Below are 14951 nucleotides of genomic sequence, written 5' to 3'. Positions count from 1 at the left end.
CTAGTTCAGGTAGTCGGCCAATCCCTCGAGATCGGAAACCGTGATGTCGGGATCGATGCCCCAGGAATCGAAGGGGGCCTCCGGACTGCGACGGACCCAGGCGGCATGCAGCCCGGCATGGCGCGCGCCGATGACATCGAAGGCATTGCTGGAAATCAACCAGGTATCACCGGGCTCGACTTCGAGACGCTGGCGCAGGTAGGCATAGACCGCCGGGTCCGGCTTGAAGCGTCTGACCTCCTCGACGCTGACGATATCAGCGAAGTACTCGCTCAGCCCGGCACCTTCGAGCAGCCCGGCCACCGCCTGCCGACTGCCGTTGGAAAAGGCCACGCAAGTGATGCCGGTCTCGGCGAGACGGGCCAGTGCCGTTCTCGCATCGGCGAAGGCCGGCAGGCTCGCATAGGCGCCCATCAGATGTTCCTTGTCGGTATCGGACAAGCCGACGCCCAGCGCCCGGTCGATGAAGTCCAGCGCCTCCCGGGTACAGCGCGCGAAGTCCACGTAAGCGCCCATCAGCCCGCGTCGGAAGCTGTACTCCAGCTGCTTGTCGCGCCAGCGCCGCGAGAACTCCATCGCCGTGGACGGATCCCCCAGGCGGGTCTGCAACTCGGCGACCACGCCATGCGTATCGATCAGGGTGCCATAGACATCGAAGGCCAGTACGCGTCGGCTCATCACGCTCTCCTCGACAAGGGGTTGATGCAGACATCCTCGGCTTCAAGATTGGTCCCTTTGCCCATCGTCGGCAAGCCCGAGCGCCCCTAGCCCGACAGCCGGGACAAGGCGTAATCGGCGATGGCCGTATCCTGCACGCCGGTGCCGGTGAGGTCGCAGACCGTGATGGTGGCGTCCGACAGCCGCAGCATCTCGCGAGCCGCGATCACCTGTCCCAGCTCGTGAACCTTGAAAGGCGTTTCATGGCCGGCGAAGGCCTTGAGTTCGCCATTGGCCTCGCTCTGAGCCCGTGTATCGCAGACGAAGGCATCGGCACGAGTCAGCAAGGACGTGTCCAGTTCGCGCTTGCCGGGACTGTCGGAACCCATCGCCGTGACGTGCACGCCCTCCGGCAGGTCTCGAGCCTGCAGCAGCGGCTCCCGAGACGGCGTGGTGGTGACGATGATGTCGGCCCGTTCGCAGGCCGCCGGCACATCCGTGTGCACATTGACCTCCAGACCACGACCGCGCAGCGCCTCGGCATACGCCTCGGCGGCTTCCCGACGCCGAGCCCAGACATCGACGACTCGGATGTCACGCACCAGCCGCAAGGCTTCCACCTGTCGCTCTGCCTGCTCGCCGGCACCGAGCACGGCCACGCGATGGCTGTTCTCCCTGGCCAGGTGCTTGGCGGCGATGGCACCGGCCAGAGCGGTCCGGATCATGGTCAGATAGCCTTCGTCGAAGAGCACCGCCTCCACCAGGCCTGTCCTGGCGGAGAACACCATCATCAGGCCATTGAGGCTTGGCAGGCCGAGCCTGGGATTGTCGAAGAATCCCGGGCTGACCTTGATGGCAAAGCGCTCGGCGCCACGAATGTGCGCCGTCTTGACGTCGACCTCACCGTTGGCCTCCTCGATGGCCATGGACAGGATCGGCGGCTGCACCACCTCGCCCCGGCCAAGAGCGGCAAACCCAGCCTCCACCGCCGCCAGCGCATCACGATCGAGGGTGACGGCTCGGGCAATGGCATCGCGCTGATAGAGCTGCATGGAAAACCTCCCGGGAAGCGTGAAGAACGAATGGCACAACGCCGACGCTCATCGTCCCGCCAGGGCACGGGCACGATCAAGCGCCTCCAGCGACACGGCGTTACCGGAGAGCACCAGCGCTACCTTGCGCCCCCGCACGTCCAGGTCATGTTCATTCAGGGCCGCCAATCCCACGGCGGCGGCACCCTCGACGAGCAGTTTCTCGTGTTCGAGCAATTCGACCATGGCCGTGGCAATGGCGCGTTCCGAGACTCGCCAGTGTGAATCCATGACCTCGCGTACCAACGCGAAGGTGCAGCGATTGTCCAGCCCGATGCCACCGCCCAGCGAATCGCCGAGGCTTTCGACCTCCTCGACTGCCACCGGATGGCCGGCCAGCAGGCTGTCATGCATCGCCGCGCCTTGCGACAGACTCACACCGGTCACTTCCAGCGACGGACGGATCGCCTTGAGGGCTGCGCCGATGCCGCCCAGCAGGCCGCCGCCGGAAAGCCCCACCAGAACGTGGTCGAGATCCGGCGCGTCCTCCATCAGTTCCAGGCCAATGGTCCCCTGACCGGCGGCGATCAAGGGATCGTCGAAAGGAGGAATCGCGACCATGCCACTCTCGGCCACCAGTCGCGCGACTTCGTCGGAGGCTTCGTCCTGGCTGTCGCCGACGCGCCGCACCTCGGCGCCCAGGGCCTCGATGGCCGCAACCTTATTGTCGGGCACCCGCCGCGACAGGCAGATCACCGCTGGCACGCCTAGCCACGAGGCGGCATAGGCCACCGCCCGGCCATGATTGCCGGTGGATGCGGTGGTCACGCCTGCCGTCAGCGCCTCGCGGCCGTGGCGTTCCAGCAAGGCCGCGATCATGTTGGCGACGCCACGCAGCTTGAAGGCGCCGGTGGGTTGCAGGGTCTCCAGCTTGAGCAGGATCTCGGCCTCGAAGCGCCGCGATAGGGTCTCGGCGCACACCAGCGGCGTGCGTACCGCCTGCCCGGCGATGCGCCGACGCGCCGCGTAGATCCCGGCCAGCGTCACGCCATGCGATGGCTGCGACATCTCACCTCTCCTCTCTCCTCGAGGGTCATGCAACACCAAGACACAATCGCCGCAGGGAAAACCCTACGGCGATTATCGTCACATCGCAGTGACCTTCAACGCTTGCAACAGCTTCAGGCGGCCTGGATGGCACCTTCCCGCGTCAGCGCATCGGTCACCTTGTTCACCGCCCGCTCGGTGCGCGCGACGATCTCGTCGACTTCCTCGCGCGTGGTGGTCAGCGGCGGCGCAAAGCCGAGGATGTCGCCCTGCGGCATGGCACGTGCGATCAGATCTTCCTCTAGGGCGGCGGCGGACATGCGCGGCCCGACCTTGAGGGACGGATCGAAGTGACGACGCGCCGCCGGGTCGGCGGAGAACTCCAGCGCCGCCATCATGCCCACGCCACGCACCTGGCCGACGACCGGATGATCGGCGAAGGTGGCCTTCATGCGCTCCTGCAGGTAAGCGCCGGTCTCAGCGGCGTTGGCGGTGAGGCCCTCGCGCTCGATGATCGCCAGGTTGGCCAGCCCGGCGGCACAGCCCAGGGCATGGCCGGAGTAGGTCCAGCCGTGACCGATCGGGCCGTACTCGCCGGTTCCCTGCTCGAGCACTTCCCATACACGGTCGCCGACGATCACGCCGGAAAGCGGCTGATAGGCGCTGGTCAGGCCCTTGGCGATGGTGATCAGGTCTGGCTTGATACCGTAGTGATGGCTGCCGAAGTCGCTGCCCGTGCGACCGAAGCCGCACACCACCTCGTCGGCGATCAGCAGCACGTCATACTTGGCCAGCACCGCCTGGATCTCGTCCCAGTACCCTTCGGGCGGCGGCACGATGCCACCGGTGCCGAGTACCGGCTCGCCGATGAAGGCGGCCACGGTGTCCGGTCCTTCGGACAGGATCATCTCCTCCAGCTTGGCGGCACAATGCTTGGAGAACTCCCGCTCGGTCATGCCTTCCTGCTCCGCGGCGCGATGATAGTAGTACGGCGCCTCGGTGTGGCGGATCGTCTCGATCGGCAGATCGAAATGATCGTGGAATGCCTTCAGCCCGGTCAGCGAGCCAGAGGCGATGCCGGAGCCGTGATAGCCGCGCATCCGCGAGATGACCTTCTTCTTCTGCGGGCGGCCGAGCACGTTGTTGTAGTAGCGCACGATCTTGAGCTGGGTCTCGTTGGCATCGCTGCCGGACATGCCGTAGTAGACCTTGGACATGCCGGGACCGGCCAGCTCGAGGATCTTCTCGGAAAGCGCGATCTGCGGCTCGTTGGAGTGCCCCACATAGGTATGGTAATAGGACATTTCCAGGGCCTGCTGGTAGATCGCCTCGGCGACCTCGCTGCGGCCATAGCCGATGTTGACGCAGTACAGGCCGGCAAAGCCGTCGATGAACTCGCGGCCGTCCTTGTCGACGATCTTGATGCCCTTGCCGCCGGTGATCACGCGGCCCGGTGCGTCGCCCTGGGCGAAGTCGCGCAGGTGCGTGGAGGCGTGGAAGGTTACCTTGCGATCGCGATCGATCAGATCCTTGTGCGTGGTCATGCGCTTCTCCAGTAAGGCCCCCCGGCTCCGCCGGAGAGAAGGTTCATCGAATTCGGTTTGTCCCGGCGATTCCTGGGATCGGCGATTCGGCAGCAGGTTACGCAGTACTCCAGGCGAAAGAGCTCTGCGAGGAGCGATGGTCAGGCAAGGCAAAAATCGGCGAAAAAGCGGAGTTTACATTGAGTAAATGAGCAGCTTGAGCCAATTTTTAACACCGCCTGACCGAGCGCCGCATGCTCAGCTCCCGGAAACGGAGCCCAGGGCACCCAAGCAGTAATACTTCGTCTCCAGATACTCATCGATACCGGTCACACCGCCCTCGCGACCCAGCCCCGACTGCTTGACGCCGCCAAAGGGCACCGGGGGGCCGGTCATCTTCACCGAGTTGACCGAGACCATGCCGTACTCCAGCGCCCGCAGCAGCTTCCAGATGCGGCGGATGTCGTGGGTGTAGACATAGGCCGCCAGGCCGTACTCGGTATCGTTGGCCATCTCGATGACGTCGTCGTCGTCGCGATAGGACGTGATGCCCGCCACCGGTGCGAAGTTCTCCTCGCGCCACACCTGCATCTGCGGCGTCACGCCGGTGAGCAGGGTCGGCATGAAGAAATTCGGACCGGGCGCCTCGCGCTGGTCGCCCGCCACCAGGGTAGCCCCGCGAGACAGCGCATCGTCGACGATGGCCGAGGCTTTCTCGACCGCCTGGCGGTGGATCAGCGGCCCCAGGTCCACTTCGCTTTCCAGGCCGTTGCCCACGGTCAACGCCGCCATGCGCTCGGCGAACTGTGCCACGAACTCGTCATGGATCGACTCGTGAACCAGGATGCGGTTGGCCGCCAGGCAGTCCTGGCCGGCAGTCTGGAACTTGGCCGCCACCGCCGCGAAGGCCGCTTCCCGAGGATCCATGTCCGGCCCCACGATGAAGGGGGCATTGCCGCCGAGCTCGAGCGACACGCGCTTGACGGTGTTCGCACTCTGCTCCAGCAGCAGACGGCCGACCCGGGTGGAGCCGGTGAAGGACAGCGCCTTGATGCGCTCGTCATCGCACAGCAGCTTCGACACCTCGGGGGCATCACCCAGCACCACGTTGAAGACCCCGGCGGGAATACCGGCGCGCTCGGCCAGTTCGGCCAGTGCCAGCGCCGAGTAAGGAGTCTCGTGGGCCGGCTTGACGATCACCGGGCAACCGGCGGCCATGGCGGCGGCGGCCTTGCGGGTGATCATCGCCAGCGGGAAGTTCCAAGGCGTGATCAGCGCGGCGATGCCCACCGGTTCCTTGATGGTACCGAGGGCGGCATTGGGAATATGGCTGGGGATGGTATCACCGAAGGTACGCTTGCCCTCCTCGGCGAACCAGCGCACGAAGCTGGCTCCGTACTCGACCTCGCCACGGGCGTCGGGCAGGGGCTTGCCCTGCTCCAGGGTCATGATGGTAGCCAGATCTTCGCGGTTGGCCTGCAACAGGTCATACCAGGCCAGCAGGCGCTCGCAGCGCTCGTCGGCGCGCAGCGCGCGCCATTGCACGAAAGCCGCCTCGGCGGCGTCCACCGCGCCCCGGATCTGCTCGGATTCCAGCACCGGGATATGGCCGATGGCCTCACCGGTGGCCGGATCGAAGACAGCTTCCTCACGGCCGTTATCGCCGTGAGTCCACTTGCCGTCGATATAGGCATACTGACGGAACAGTCGCAGATCGCTGAGTTGGTTGGACAGCGTCATAAGCACCTCCCCTGACATGCCGACGCCCAGGCGACGCCGACCATGAAGACAACCACGGCGCTGGCCGTGTGATGCCTCCATGGTAAGGGAGATGACGGTTCAGGACTTTTCGAAGCAAGCCGCCTGAGGCATGAGGATTTTTTTTCCCGAGCGACTGACTTGGTGTTTTTTCTGCACGACGTCGTGGCGTCTCATGTCGCGATGTCATCGGCGGAAATGCCCGCCGACGGGCGCTTGACGGTCTTGGTGATGATGTAGGTGAAATAACGCTCGATGCCGACATCCGAGGTCAGCCAATCGTCGATCAGGCGCTGATAGGTGTCGATGGAGGCCGCCTCGATCTTGACCAGATAATCGAGCCCGCCGCCGACGGCCACGCATTCGGTCACCTCCGGCGTGTCGTGTACCAGCGCCTCGAAGCGCGCGAAACTCTCGGCATTGTGGGCCTTGAGTTCGATCTGGACCCAGACCGGGGTGCGCTTGACCAGGACGTCGGTATTGAGCCGGGCACCATAGCCTTCGATGACACCGGCCTTTTCCAGGCGTCGCACACGCTCCCAGCAGGGGCTGACCGAGAGATTGATGGCCTCGGCCAGCTTCGACTTGGTGATACGACCGTCCCGAGACAGGATCTCGAGGATCTTCAGATCATAGCGATCGAGCTTCATGGGGCTACCTGATTGTCCGTATTCAGCCGAGCGACTCGACGACCTCGGCGATCACCGCAATGGTATCACCCATGTTGACACTGGCCGGGAAACGCCGTGCGGCCAGCACGCCGTCACGCCCGGCGCGATACTCGATGGGCGCCACGCCGCTGCGGGTCATGTCATAGACCCGGGCAATGACCTGCCCCTGCGTCACCGCCTCGCCCAGTGCCACGGTCAGCTCGAGCAGGCCGGTGTGCTCGCTCTGCACGTAGCAACTGGCATCGGGCATGTCGAGGTAGACCTGGGGCGCATCGGGCAGCTGTAGCTCGCCTTCGACCAGGCCGTAGTGCACCAGGAAGTTATCGATGCCGCGCTCGGTGATGGCCAGGCTCTCGGGCGTCGAGGTGCCGCCGCCACCCAGCTCGGTGGCCACGAAGATCTTGCCCTGGCGCTCCACGGCAGTATCGAACAGCGCCTCGGCATCAAGCTCGAACATCATGATGGCATAGGGCGCCCCGAAGGCCTTGGCCCCTTCCAGGGCACGGCGCTGCTGGTCGGCATCATCGAGCACGTGGGAGGCAGCGAACGGAATGATGTCCAGCGTCCGCCCCCCGGAGTGCAGGTCGAGCACAACATCGCTCATCGGTACCAGCACCCGGGTGAAGTAGTCGGCGATCTTCTCGGTGACGGAGCCGTCCGGGTCTCCCGGGAAGCTGCGATTGAGGTTGCCGCCATCCATCGGCGAGGTCCGGCGACCGGCCGTGCAGGCGGGCGTGTTCATCATCGGCACGATGATCACCCGCCCCTGGACATCCTCCGCCCTCAGTCGGCTGGACAGCTTCTGCAGGGCCGTGATGCCCTCGTACTCGTCGCCGTGATTGCCGCCGGTCAGCAACGCGGTGGGGCCTTCGCCACGCTTGACCACGGTGACGGGAATCATTACCGCACCCCAGGCGGACTCGTCATTGGAAATCGGCAGCTTGAGAAAGCCATGCTGGACACCGTCGGCCTCGAAGTCGACGGTGGCGGAAATCGGGCTGGGCCGTTGCGGGCCGGGTTGCTTGCTCATGGGGGCTCCTTACTTGACGAACAGCTGGCGCGGGAAATCGGCCAGCGTCTCGCAACCGTTTTCGGTGATCAGAATACTTTCGGTGATCTCGAGGCCCCAGTCCTCGACCCACAGGCCGGGCATGAAATGAAACGTCATTCCCGGCTCGAGGATCGTCTCGTCGGAAGGGCGAAGGCTCATGGTGCGCTCGCCCCAGTCCGGCGGATAACTGATGCCGATGGGATAGCCGCAGCGTGCGCCGCCCCGGTCGAAGCCGTACTTGTCCATGGCCGCACCCAATGCCATGGCGATATCGGCCGTACGATTGCCGGGCCTGGCCACTTCCAGTCCACTCTCGATCCCCTCGAGCAGGGCCGACTCGGCGCGCACGAACTCCGACGGCGGACGCCCCAGGTAGACGGTGCGCGACATCGGCGCGTGATAGCGCTTGTAGACGCCGGCGATCTCGAAGAAGGTCCCCTCGCCCTCGCGAAACGGCGAATCGTCCCAGGTCAGATGAGGCGCCGCCGCATCCTGCCCGGTGGGCAGCATCGGCACGATGGCCGGATAGTCGCCACCGAATACCTGGCCCTCGGGCGACGTCCAGCCTTCGATGCCGACCCGGTAGATCTCCGACACCAGCTTGCTCTTGGGCAGCCCCGGCTCTATGACCTCGAGAATACGCGAGTGCATGCCGGCGACGATCTTGCCGGCGACGCGCATGTACTCGATTTCCTGGGGCGACTTGATGGCACGACACCAGTTGACGAGCGAGTTGGCGTCCATGAAACGCGCATGGGGCAGTTCCCTCAGCAGGCACTGATAGGCCTTGGCCGAGAAGTAATAGTTGTCCATTTCCATGCCCACGACACCCTTGTGCCAGCCGCGATCGGGCAGGATCGTCTGGGCCAGGTAGTCCATGGGATGCATGTCCGGATTCTGGACATAGTGATCCGGGTAATAGGTGATGTTGTCCGGATCTATCCAGCAGGTGCGCAGCGCCCCATTGGCATCCATGCGTCGTCCATACCAGACCGGCTCGCCCTCGAGGCCGAGCAGCACGCACTGATGCACATAGAACGACCAGCCATCGTAACCGGTCAACCACGCCATGTTGGACGGGTCGCTGATGATCAGTACGTCGATACCCCGGCTCGCCATTTCGGTGCGTACCTTCCATAGCCGGCCAGCGTATTCCTCACGGGTGAAGGGTAATGAAACCTGAATCATGAAATCGCTCGCCAAACGATCATGTCACCAATATCCGACTGCCTCTTTTCCCGAGGCACCGGGGCATAGCGCAAACTTGCCGACCGCATTGGAGGCCATGGTCATTGTCATGACATTTGTTAACATGTCTCATGACAATTACCGGTCAATATCGCTAATCGGATACTATCACCATCCATTGGCGGGCGGTCAAAGGCTTTATTGAATCATGACAATTGATCTGACGCCCTATCTTTCCCATACGGGCCCCAAGTACCTCGCCATCGCCCGGGCATTGTCCGAGGCGATACGTCAGGGCGAGCTGACGCCAGGCACCCGACTGCCGCCACATCGTCAACTGGCCGACACACTGGGCGTCAGCGTCCAGACCGTCTCCCGCGCCTACGCCCAGGCCGAAAAGATGGGGCTGGTCCAGGCACGTACCGGCAGCGGTACCTGGATCAATGCCCTCGACGATACCCGGGAATCCGCCTATCTGCGCAACCCCGAACCGCGCCACGAGGGGGCGTTGATCGACCTGTCCATCGCCCACCCGGTCTGCCCGCCGGGTCATCACCTGCGCTTTCGCGAGACCCTGGCCCAGCTCGCCGAACAGGCCAGTCCCGAGGTGGTCACCGCCAGCCGCCCGATCGCCGGGCTCCCCCATCAACGCGAACGGGCCAGCGAATGGCTGTCTCGGCGCCTCGGCGTCCCCGGCGACGCGGATGATCGAATCCTCTGCAATGGCGCCGCCCACGGCCTGCTGCTGGCGATTTCCACGATCGTCCAGCACGGTGACCTGGTGCTGACCGAAGCCCTGACCGACCATGGCCTGATTGCCCTGTCCCGCACCCTGGGTTTCCAGCTGCGCGGCGTGGCCCTCGACGACCAGGGCGTGCTGCCCGAGGCCCTGGACATCGCCTGCCGACGCTTCAAGCCCCGCGCCGTCTGCCTGACGCCGACACAGCTCAATCCCACCGGCGCCACCATGAACGAAGAACGCCGCGATGCCGTCGCCGAGGTACTGGAGCGTCATGGTGTCTGGCTCATCGAGGACGATGTGCATGCCTTGCTCGAGCCTCCCGGCCTGACGCCTCTCACCGCACGCGTGCCGCACCTGGGCTTTCACGTCACCAGCCTGACCAAGGCGGCGGTGCCGGGGCTGCGAGCCGGATATCTCAGCGTGCCCCGGGGGCAGCTGCACCACACCCTGCCCCGCATGCGCGCCACCACCTGGATGGCCACGCCACTGATCTTCGAGATCGCCGACGCCTGGATCGCCGACGACACCCTGGAAAGCCTGGCCCGCGAACAGCGCGAGCTGCTCGCCGAACGCCAGCGACTGGCCACTCGCCTGTTGAGCGGTCACGAACACACCGCCCGCCCCACCAGCCTGCATGTCTGGCTGGCCTTGCCTACTGCCTGGCGCACCGAGGAACTCCAGCAACAGGCCGAACAGGAAGGCGTGGCCATCACCACCGCCGTGCCCTTCATGGTGGAACAGACGGCGGCCCCGCGGCGGGTACGCCTGAGCGTCGGTGCCGAGCCCGACATCGAGCGCTTCGAGGAAGGTCTCCAGCGCCTGGTCACCTTGCTCGACGAGGCGCCACCCCCCATGATGCAATTCGTCTACTAGCCAGCAGGAGCAGGACATGACGCGCGTACTCGTCCATCACGACCGTGCCGACGAATGGTGCGACGCCCTCGCCCGACGCCTGCCCGATGCCGAGATCCTGACCAGCGAAGCAGGCGTGGGACAGCACCGGGACATCGACTACCTGGCGGCCTGGCAGCCTCCCGCCGAGCTGCTCGCCGAACTCGACCGGCTCAAGGGCATCATCAACCTCGGCGCCGGCGTCGATGCCTTGCTGAACAACCCCGCCCTGCCCCGCGACATCCCCATCGTCAAGCTGCGCGACGCCGGCATGGCCGGCCCGATTGCCGACTACGTCCGCTACGGAGTGCTGCATTTCCAGCGCGACTTCGATCGCTACGCCCGCCAGCAAGCCGCCACGGAATGGCGCGAACGACCCATGACGGACAAGGCGGACTGGCCGGTCGGCGTGCTGGGGCTCGGCGCCATTGGCGCCAAGGTCGCCACGACCCTGGCCGCCGACGGCTTTCCGGTGCATGGCTGGAGCCGTTCGCCCAAGCAGCTCGACGACGTGACCTGCCACCATGGCGACGAAGGGCTCGATACCCTGCTTGGCCAGATACGCAGCCTGGTACTGCTGCTGCCCGGCACCGCCGCGACCCGACACCTCATCGACGCGCGCACCCTGGCGCTGCTGCCCGAAGGCGCCAGCCTGATCAATCCCGGGCGTGGCTCGCTGATCGACGAACACGCCCTGCTCGAAGCGCTGGACGCGGGACAACTGCGTGGAGCCCTGCTCGACGCCTTCCCGGTGGAACCTCTCCCCGAGGACAGCCCGCTGTGGCGGCACCCCCGCATCCTGATCACACCGCACATGGCCGGCCCCACCCCACTGGGCGATGCCGTCGACCAGGTCGCCGAAGCCATCCGGGCCTTCGAAAGCGGCACGCCCCAGCCGACCATCGATCCGGACGCCGGCTACTGAGGCCACGACCTACACGAATGCCCCCGCAAGCGGTACGCTGATGAATAGCGAAAGCGATACCGACGCCTTCGCAGGTGTCACCCACCGACTCCCCGTGAAGGAGGTGCGCGATGTCTCAGGTCACTCAAGACTATGATCGCCGCGACGCACTGCTGGTGGTCGACATGCAGAATGACTTCTGCCCGGGCGGCGCCCTGGCCGTGGCCGGCGGTAACGCCCTGGTCCCGGGCATCAACGCTGAGATGGCCGAGGCCCGGCGGGCCGGCGCCCTGATCGTCGCCTCCCGGGACTGGCATCCGGTGGACCACGTCAGCTTCGCCCATCGAGGCGGCCCCTGGCCGGTGCACTGCGTGCAGGACACGCCCGGCGCCGCCTTCCACGCCGAGCTGGCGCTACCCGACACGACCATTCGCGTCAGCAAGGCCACCGCCTTCGATCGCGACGCCTATTCTGCCTTCGACGACACCGGGCTCGGCGACTACCTGCGCGAGCGCGGGGTCGAACGCGTCACGGTCTGTGGCTTGGCACTGGATGTCTGCGTCAAGGCCACGACCCTCGATGCACTGCGCGAGGGCTTCGCCACGCGCCTTCTCGAAGACTTGAGCGCGGCCGTGGACCCCGATGCCATCGAGGCCTGCCGCGAGACCCTCTCCGATGCCGGTGCCGAACTATGCCGATGACCGCCCCACTGACGGTGGAAGAAGACGAGCTGGCGCTGCTCACCGATCTCTACCAGTTGACCATGACCCAGGCCTACTGGCGCGAAGGCATGGACGATCAGGCGACCTTCAGCCTGTTCTTCCGTCGCCTGCCGGCCGAACGGCGCTTCATGCTCGCCTGTGGCCAGCAGCACGCCGCCGAACTCGTCAGCCGGCTACGCTTCGGCAAGCGCGCCATCGCGCGGCTGGCCGAGACCGGACGCTTCGATGACGCCTTCCTCGACTGGCTGGCCAACTGGCGCTTCGAGGGCGACATCTGGACCCTCCCGGAAGGCACGCCAGTCTTCGCCAACGAGCCCTTGCTGGAAGTCGATGCGCCCATCGCCCAGGCCCAGCTACTCGAGAGCCTGATCATGAACCTGGTGCAGCTGGAGACGGTGCTGGCCTCCAAGGCGATACGGCTGGTCATGGCCGCCCGCGGCCGACCGGTGGTCGACTTCGGCCTGCGTCGCATGCACGGCGTGGATGCCGCGGTGCGTGGCGTGCGTGCCTATCGCACCGCCGGGCTGGCCGGCACCAGCAACGTTCTCGGCGGCCTGCGCCACGACCTGCCCCTCAACGGCACCATGGCGCATAGCTATATCCTCGCCCACGACAGCGAACGCGAGGCCTTTCGGGCCTTTGCCCGCCACATGCCGGGCACCACCCTGCTGGTGGATACCCATGACACCCTGGCGGGCGTACGCGAGGTCATCGCCCTGCTGCACGAGGAACCCGACCTGAGCATCGGCGCCATCCGGCTCGATTCGGGCCACCTCGAGGAACTGGCGCGCAGCGCCCGCCAACTGCTCGATGAGGCCGGCCTCGACGACGTGAAGATCGTCGCCAGCAGTGGCCTGGACGAGCACGCCATCGATGCCCTGCTCGCCGCCGACGTCCCTATCGATGCCTTCGGCGTCGGCACCCAGCTGGGCGCCTCGGCCGATGCCCCGGTCATCGATCTCTCCTACAAGCTGGTCGAATACGCCGGCGAGCCGCGCATCAAGCACTCGCCGGGCAAGGCCAACCTGCCGGGGCGCAAGCAGGTCTATCGCCACGTCGACGCCGCCGGGCGCCTCGCTGGCGACACCATCGCCGGCCGCGACGAGCAACTCGATGGCTCACCACTGCTGGTGCGCAGCGTGACGCAGGGCCAACCCGATCCTCAGACCATGGCACTGGCGGAGTCCGCCCGGGAACGCGTGGCACAGACCCGGCAGCGCCTTCCGGAAAGCCTGACCCAGCTTGCCCCAGGCGACGGAAATTACCCGGTAACGCTCAGCGAGGCCCTCTCGGCCCGGCGCTGAGCCGAACGACCGGGGCCATCGGAACCGGCGGCTTACAGCAGTTCGTTGAAGCGCGCCAGCCAGGCCGGATGTGCAGGCCAGGCCGGGGCGGTCACCAGCTTGCCGCTGGTGATGGCCTGATCGACCTCGATCTGGGCATAGTCGCCACCGGCTAGGGACACCTCCGGTGCGCAGGCCGGGTAGGCCGAGACACGAAATCCCGACAGGGAGATGGCGGCGGCCAGCAGCTGGGCGCCATGGCAGATGGCGGCCACTGGCTTGTCATGCTCGAAGAAGTGACGCACCGCTTCGAGGACACGCTCGTCCAGGCGCAGGTACTCCGGGGCACGCCCGCCGGGAATCACCAGGCCGTCGTAGTCGGCCGCCGACACCTCGGAGAAGGTAGCATTGAGAATGAAGTCATGTCCGGGCTTCTCGGTATAGGTCTGATCACCTTCGAAATCGTGAATGGCGGTACGGATCCGGTCGCCCTCGCGCTTGTCCGGACACACGGCGTCGACCGTGTGGCCCATGGCCTGCAAGGCCTGGAAGGGCACCATGATCTCGTAGTCCTCGACGAAATCGCCGGCGATGAGCAGTAACCTGGCCATGGGGATGAACCTCCTGAGTGATTGGAGTGGCGCTACTGCCGCCAGCATAGGTCATGTTCGCCGAGGCGACGAGCGCAGCCAGGCGAACCGCATGAAGCTGGCCATGGCCGCCGGTTCTACCTATCCTCGGGAACCCCGCGTCTCCCTTCGCGTTCCCAGGGCTGTCGACACCGAGAGGACCTTTCATGCCTGCCTTGCCGCTACGCCCCTCGTGGCTGCTGCCATTGCTCCTGCTGCTTGCCGGTTCCGCCACGGCCGCAACGCCACCGCAGCCCTTCGATGCCCGCTATCACCTGCAGGTGGCAGGCTGGCCCGACGCCGACATTCAGCATCAGCTGCAGCGCACCGGCATCGGCTGGCAGAGCGAGATGAGTACCAAGCTGCCGGGCATCAGCGGTCATGAGATGGGCCGCTTCCGTCTCGACGAGGACGGCCAGGTTCAATCGCTCTACTACGCCTCCGGCTACTCGCTGCTGGGCATCCAGCGCTCCTATCGACTCGAACGCGACGCCCTGCAGACCTGGCCGGACCGCCAGAGCGCCCTGTTCGCCCTGTCGCGGCAGGCCATCGACGGGGACTGCACCTCGGAGTGCCGAGTGCATTATCTCGACCATCGCGGGCACGAGGAGCGCGTCGATTACCGGGTGACGGGACGCGAGATGCTGGAACTCCCCGCAGGTCGGTTCGAGGCGCTGCGCGTGGAGGTGACCGAGCCGGGCGAGCCGGATCGTCGCCTGGTCTTCGACTTCCTCCCCCGAATGCCGGGCCTGCTGCTGTCCATGGGCTACTACCGCGATGGCGAGCGGCGCAGCCACCTGACGCTCACCCACCTAAACGCTCCCTGACCCGCGGCCTTCCGCCAGGTAACGAAA

Annotated in this window: 14 protein-coding genes; 5 read left to right on the top strand and 9 right to left on the bottom strand. The window is 65.8% G+C overall.

Going from position 1 to position 14951, the window contains the following annotated elements; all coding sequences use genetic code 11:
* The 8 genes from A9O65_RS11375 to doeA form a co-directional block, all read right to left on the bottom strand.
* Complete coding sequence (locus A9O65_RS11375) at window positions 1–678, bottom strand: haloacid dehalogenase type II (RefSeq protein WP_064702157.1); 678 nt, start codon at window positions 676–678, stop codon at window positions 1–3.
* A gap of 86 nt (window positions 679–764) precedes the next feature.
* Window positions 765–1709: a cyclodeaminase gene (locus tag A9O65_RS11370; protein WP_064699529.1), complete on the bottom strand. Its 945-nt coding sequence runs from the start codon at window positions 1707–1709 to the stop codon at window positions 765–767.
* A gap of 48 nt (window positions 1710–1757) precedes the next feature.
* On the bottom strand, window positions 1758–2756 hold the full coding sequence (gene eutB / locus A9O65_RS11365) for a hydroxyectoine utilization dehydratase EutB (protein ID WP_064699530.1): 999 nt from the start codon (window positions 2754–2756) through the stop codon (window positions 1758–1760).
* 113 nt (window positions 2757–2869) lie between these two features.
* Window positions 2870–4279 carry an aspartate aminotransferase family protein gene (locus tag A9O65_RS11360; protein WP_064699531.1) on the bottom strand — a complete coding sequence of 470 codons (1410 nt, stop codon included), beginning with the start codon at window positions 4277–4279 and terminating at the stop codon, window positions 2870–2872.
* 237 nt (window positions 4280–4516) lie between these two features.
* A complete protein-coding gene (locus A9O65_RS11355) occupies window positions 4517–5998 on the bottom strand; it encodes an NAD-dependent succinate-semialdehyde dehydrogenase (RefSeq protein ID WP_064699532.1) in 1482 nt (493 codons plus the stop codon).
* 191 nt (window positions 5999–6189) lie between these two features.
* A complete protein-coding gene (locus A9O65_RS11350) occupies window positions 6190–6666 on the bottom strand; it encodes an Lrp/AsnC family transcriptional regulator (RefSeq protein WP_064699533.1) in 477 nt (158 codons plus the stop codon).
* Window positions 6667–6688: 22 nt separating this feature from the next.
* Entirely contained in the window at window positions 6689–7717 is a 1029-nt protein-coding gene (gene doeB / locus A9O65_RS11345) for a N(2)-acetyl-L-2,4-diaminobutanoate deacetylase DoeB (RefSeq protein ID WP_064699534.1), read from the bottom strand.
* 9 nt (window positions 7718–7726) lie between these two features.
* The gene (gene doeA / locus A9O65_RS11340; RefSeq protein WP_064699535.1) at window positions 7727–8926 is read right to left on the bottom strand and encodes an ectoine hydrolase DoeA; all 1200 of its coding nucleotides are present in this window, start codon (window positions 8924–8926) and stop codon (window positions 7727–7729) included.
* A 208-nt stretch (window positions 8927–9134) separates the two neighbouring features.
* Here doeA and ehuR point away from each other — a divergent pair, with 208 nt between their 5' ends.
* From ehuR to A9O65_RS11320, 4 genes are all read left to right on the top strand, one after another.
* Window positions 9135–10541 (top strand): MocR-like ectoine utilization transcription factor EhuR, encoded by a 1407-nt coding sequence (gene ehuR, locus A9O65_RS11335; protein ID WP_064699536.1) that lies wholly within the window; start codon window positions 9135–9137, stop codon window positions 10539–10541.
* A gap of 16 nt (window positions 10542–10557) precedes the next feature.
* Window positions 10558–11484 carry a 2-hydroxyacid dehydrogenase gene (locus tag A9O65_RS11330; protein WP_064702156.1) on the top strand — a complete coding sequence of 309 codons (927 nt, stop codon included), beginning with the start codon at window positions 10558–10560 and terminating at the stop codon, window positions 11482–11484.
* 110 nt (window positions 11485–11594) lie between these two features.
* Window positions 11595–12164, top strand: coding sequence for a nicotinamidase (locus tag A9O65_RS11325; protein ID WP_064702155.1), 570 nt, complete (start codon window positions 11595–11597; stop codon window positions 12162–12164).
* Complete coding sequence (locus A9O65_RS11320) at window positions 12161–13489, top strand: nicotinate phosphoribosyltransferase (protein ID WP_244534434.1); 1329 nt, start codon at window positions 12161–12163, stop codon at window positions 13487–13489. Before A9O65_RS11325 ends, A9O65_RS11320 begins: the two co-directional genes overlap by 4 nt.
* A gap of 32 nt (window positions 13490–13521) precedes the next feature.
* Here A9O65_RS11320 and A9O65_RS11315 read toward each other — a convergent pair whose 3' ends face one another.
* A complete protein-coding gene (locus tag A9O65_RS11315; protein ID WP_064699540.1) occupies window positions 13522–14079 on the bottom strand; it encodes a DJ-1/PfpI family protein in 558 nt (185 codons plus the stop codon).
* A gap of 185 nt (window positions 14080–14264) precedes the next feature.
* Here A9O65_RS11315 and A9O65_RS11310 point away from each other — a divergent pair, with 185 nt between their 5' ends.
* Window positions 14265–14924, top strand: coding sequence for a hypothetical protein (locus A9O65_RS11310; RefSeq protein ID WP_064702154.1), 660 nt, complete (start codon window positions 14265–14267; stop codon window positions 14922–14924).
* Window positions 14925–14951 lie beyond the last annotated feature (27 nt).

This window comes from Halomonas caseinilytica (assembly GCF_001662305.1).
GTDB lineage: Bacteria > Pseudomonadota > Gammaproteobacteria > Pseudomonadales > Halomonadaceae > Halomonas > Halomonas caseinilytica.
The sequence above is the reverse complement of the archived record's forward strand: the minus strand, read 5'-3'. Positions and strand labels throughout refer to the sequence as shown.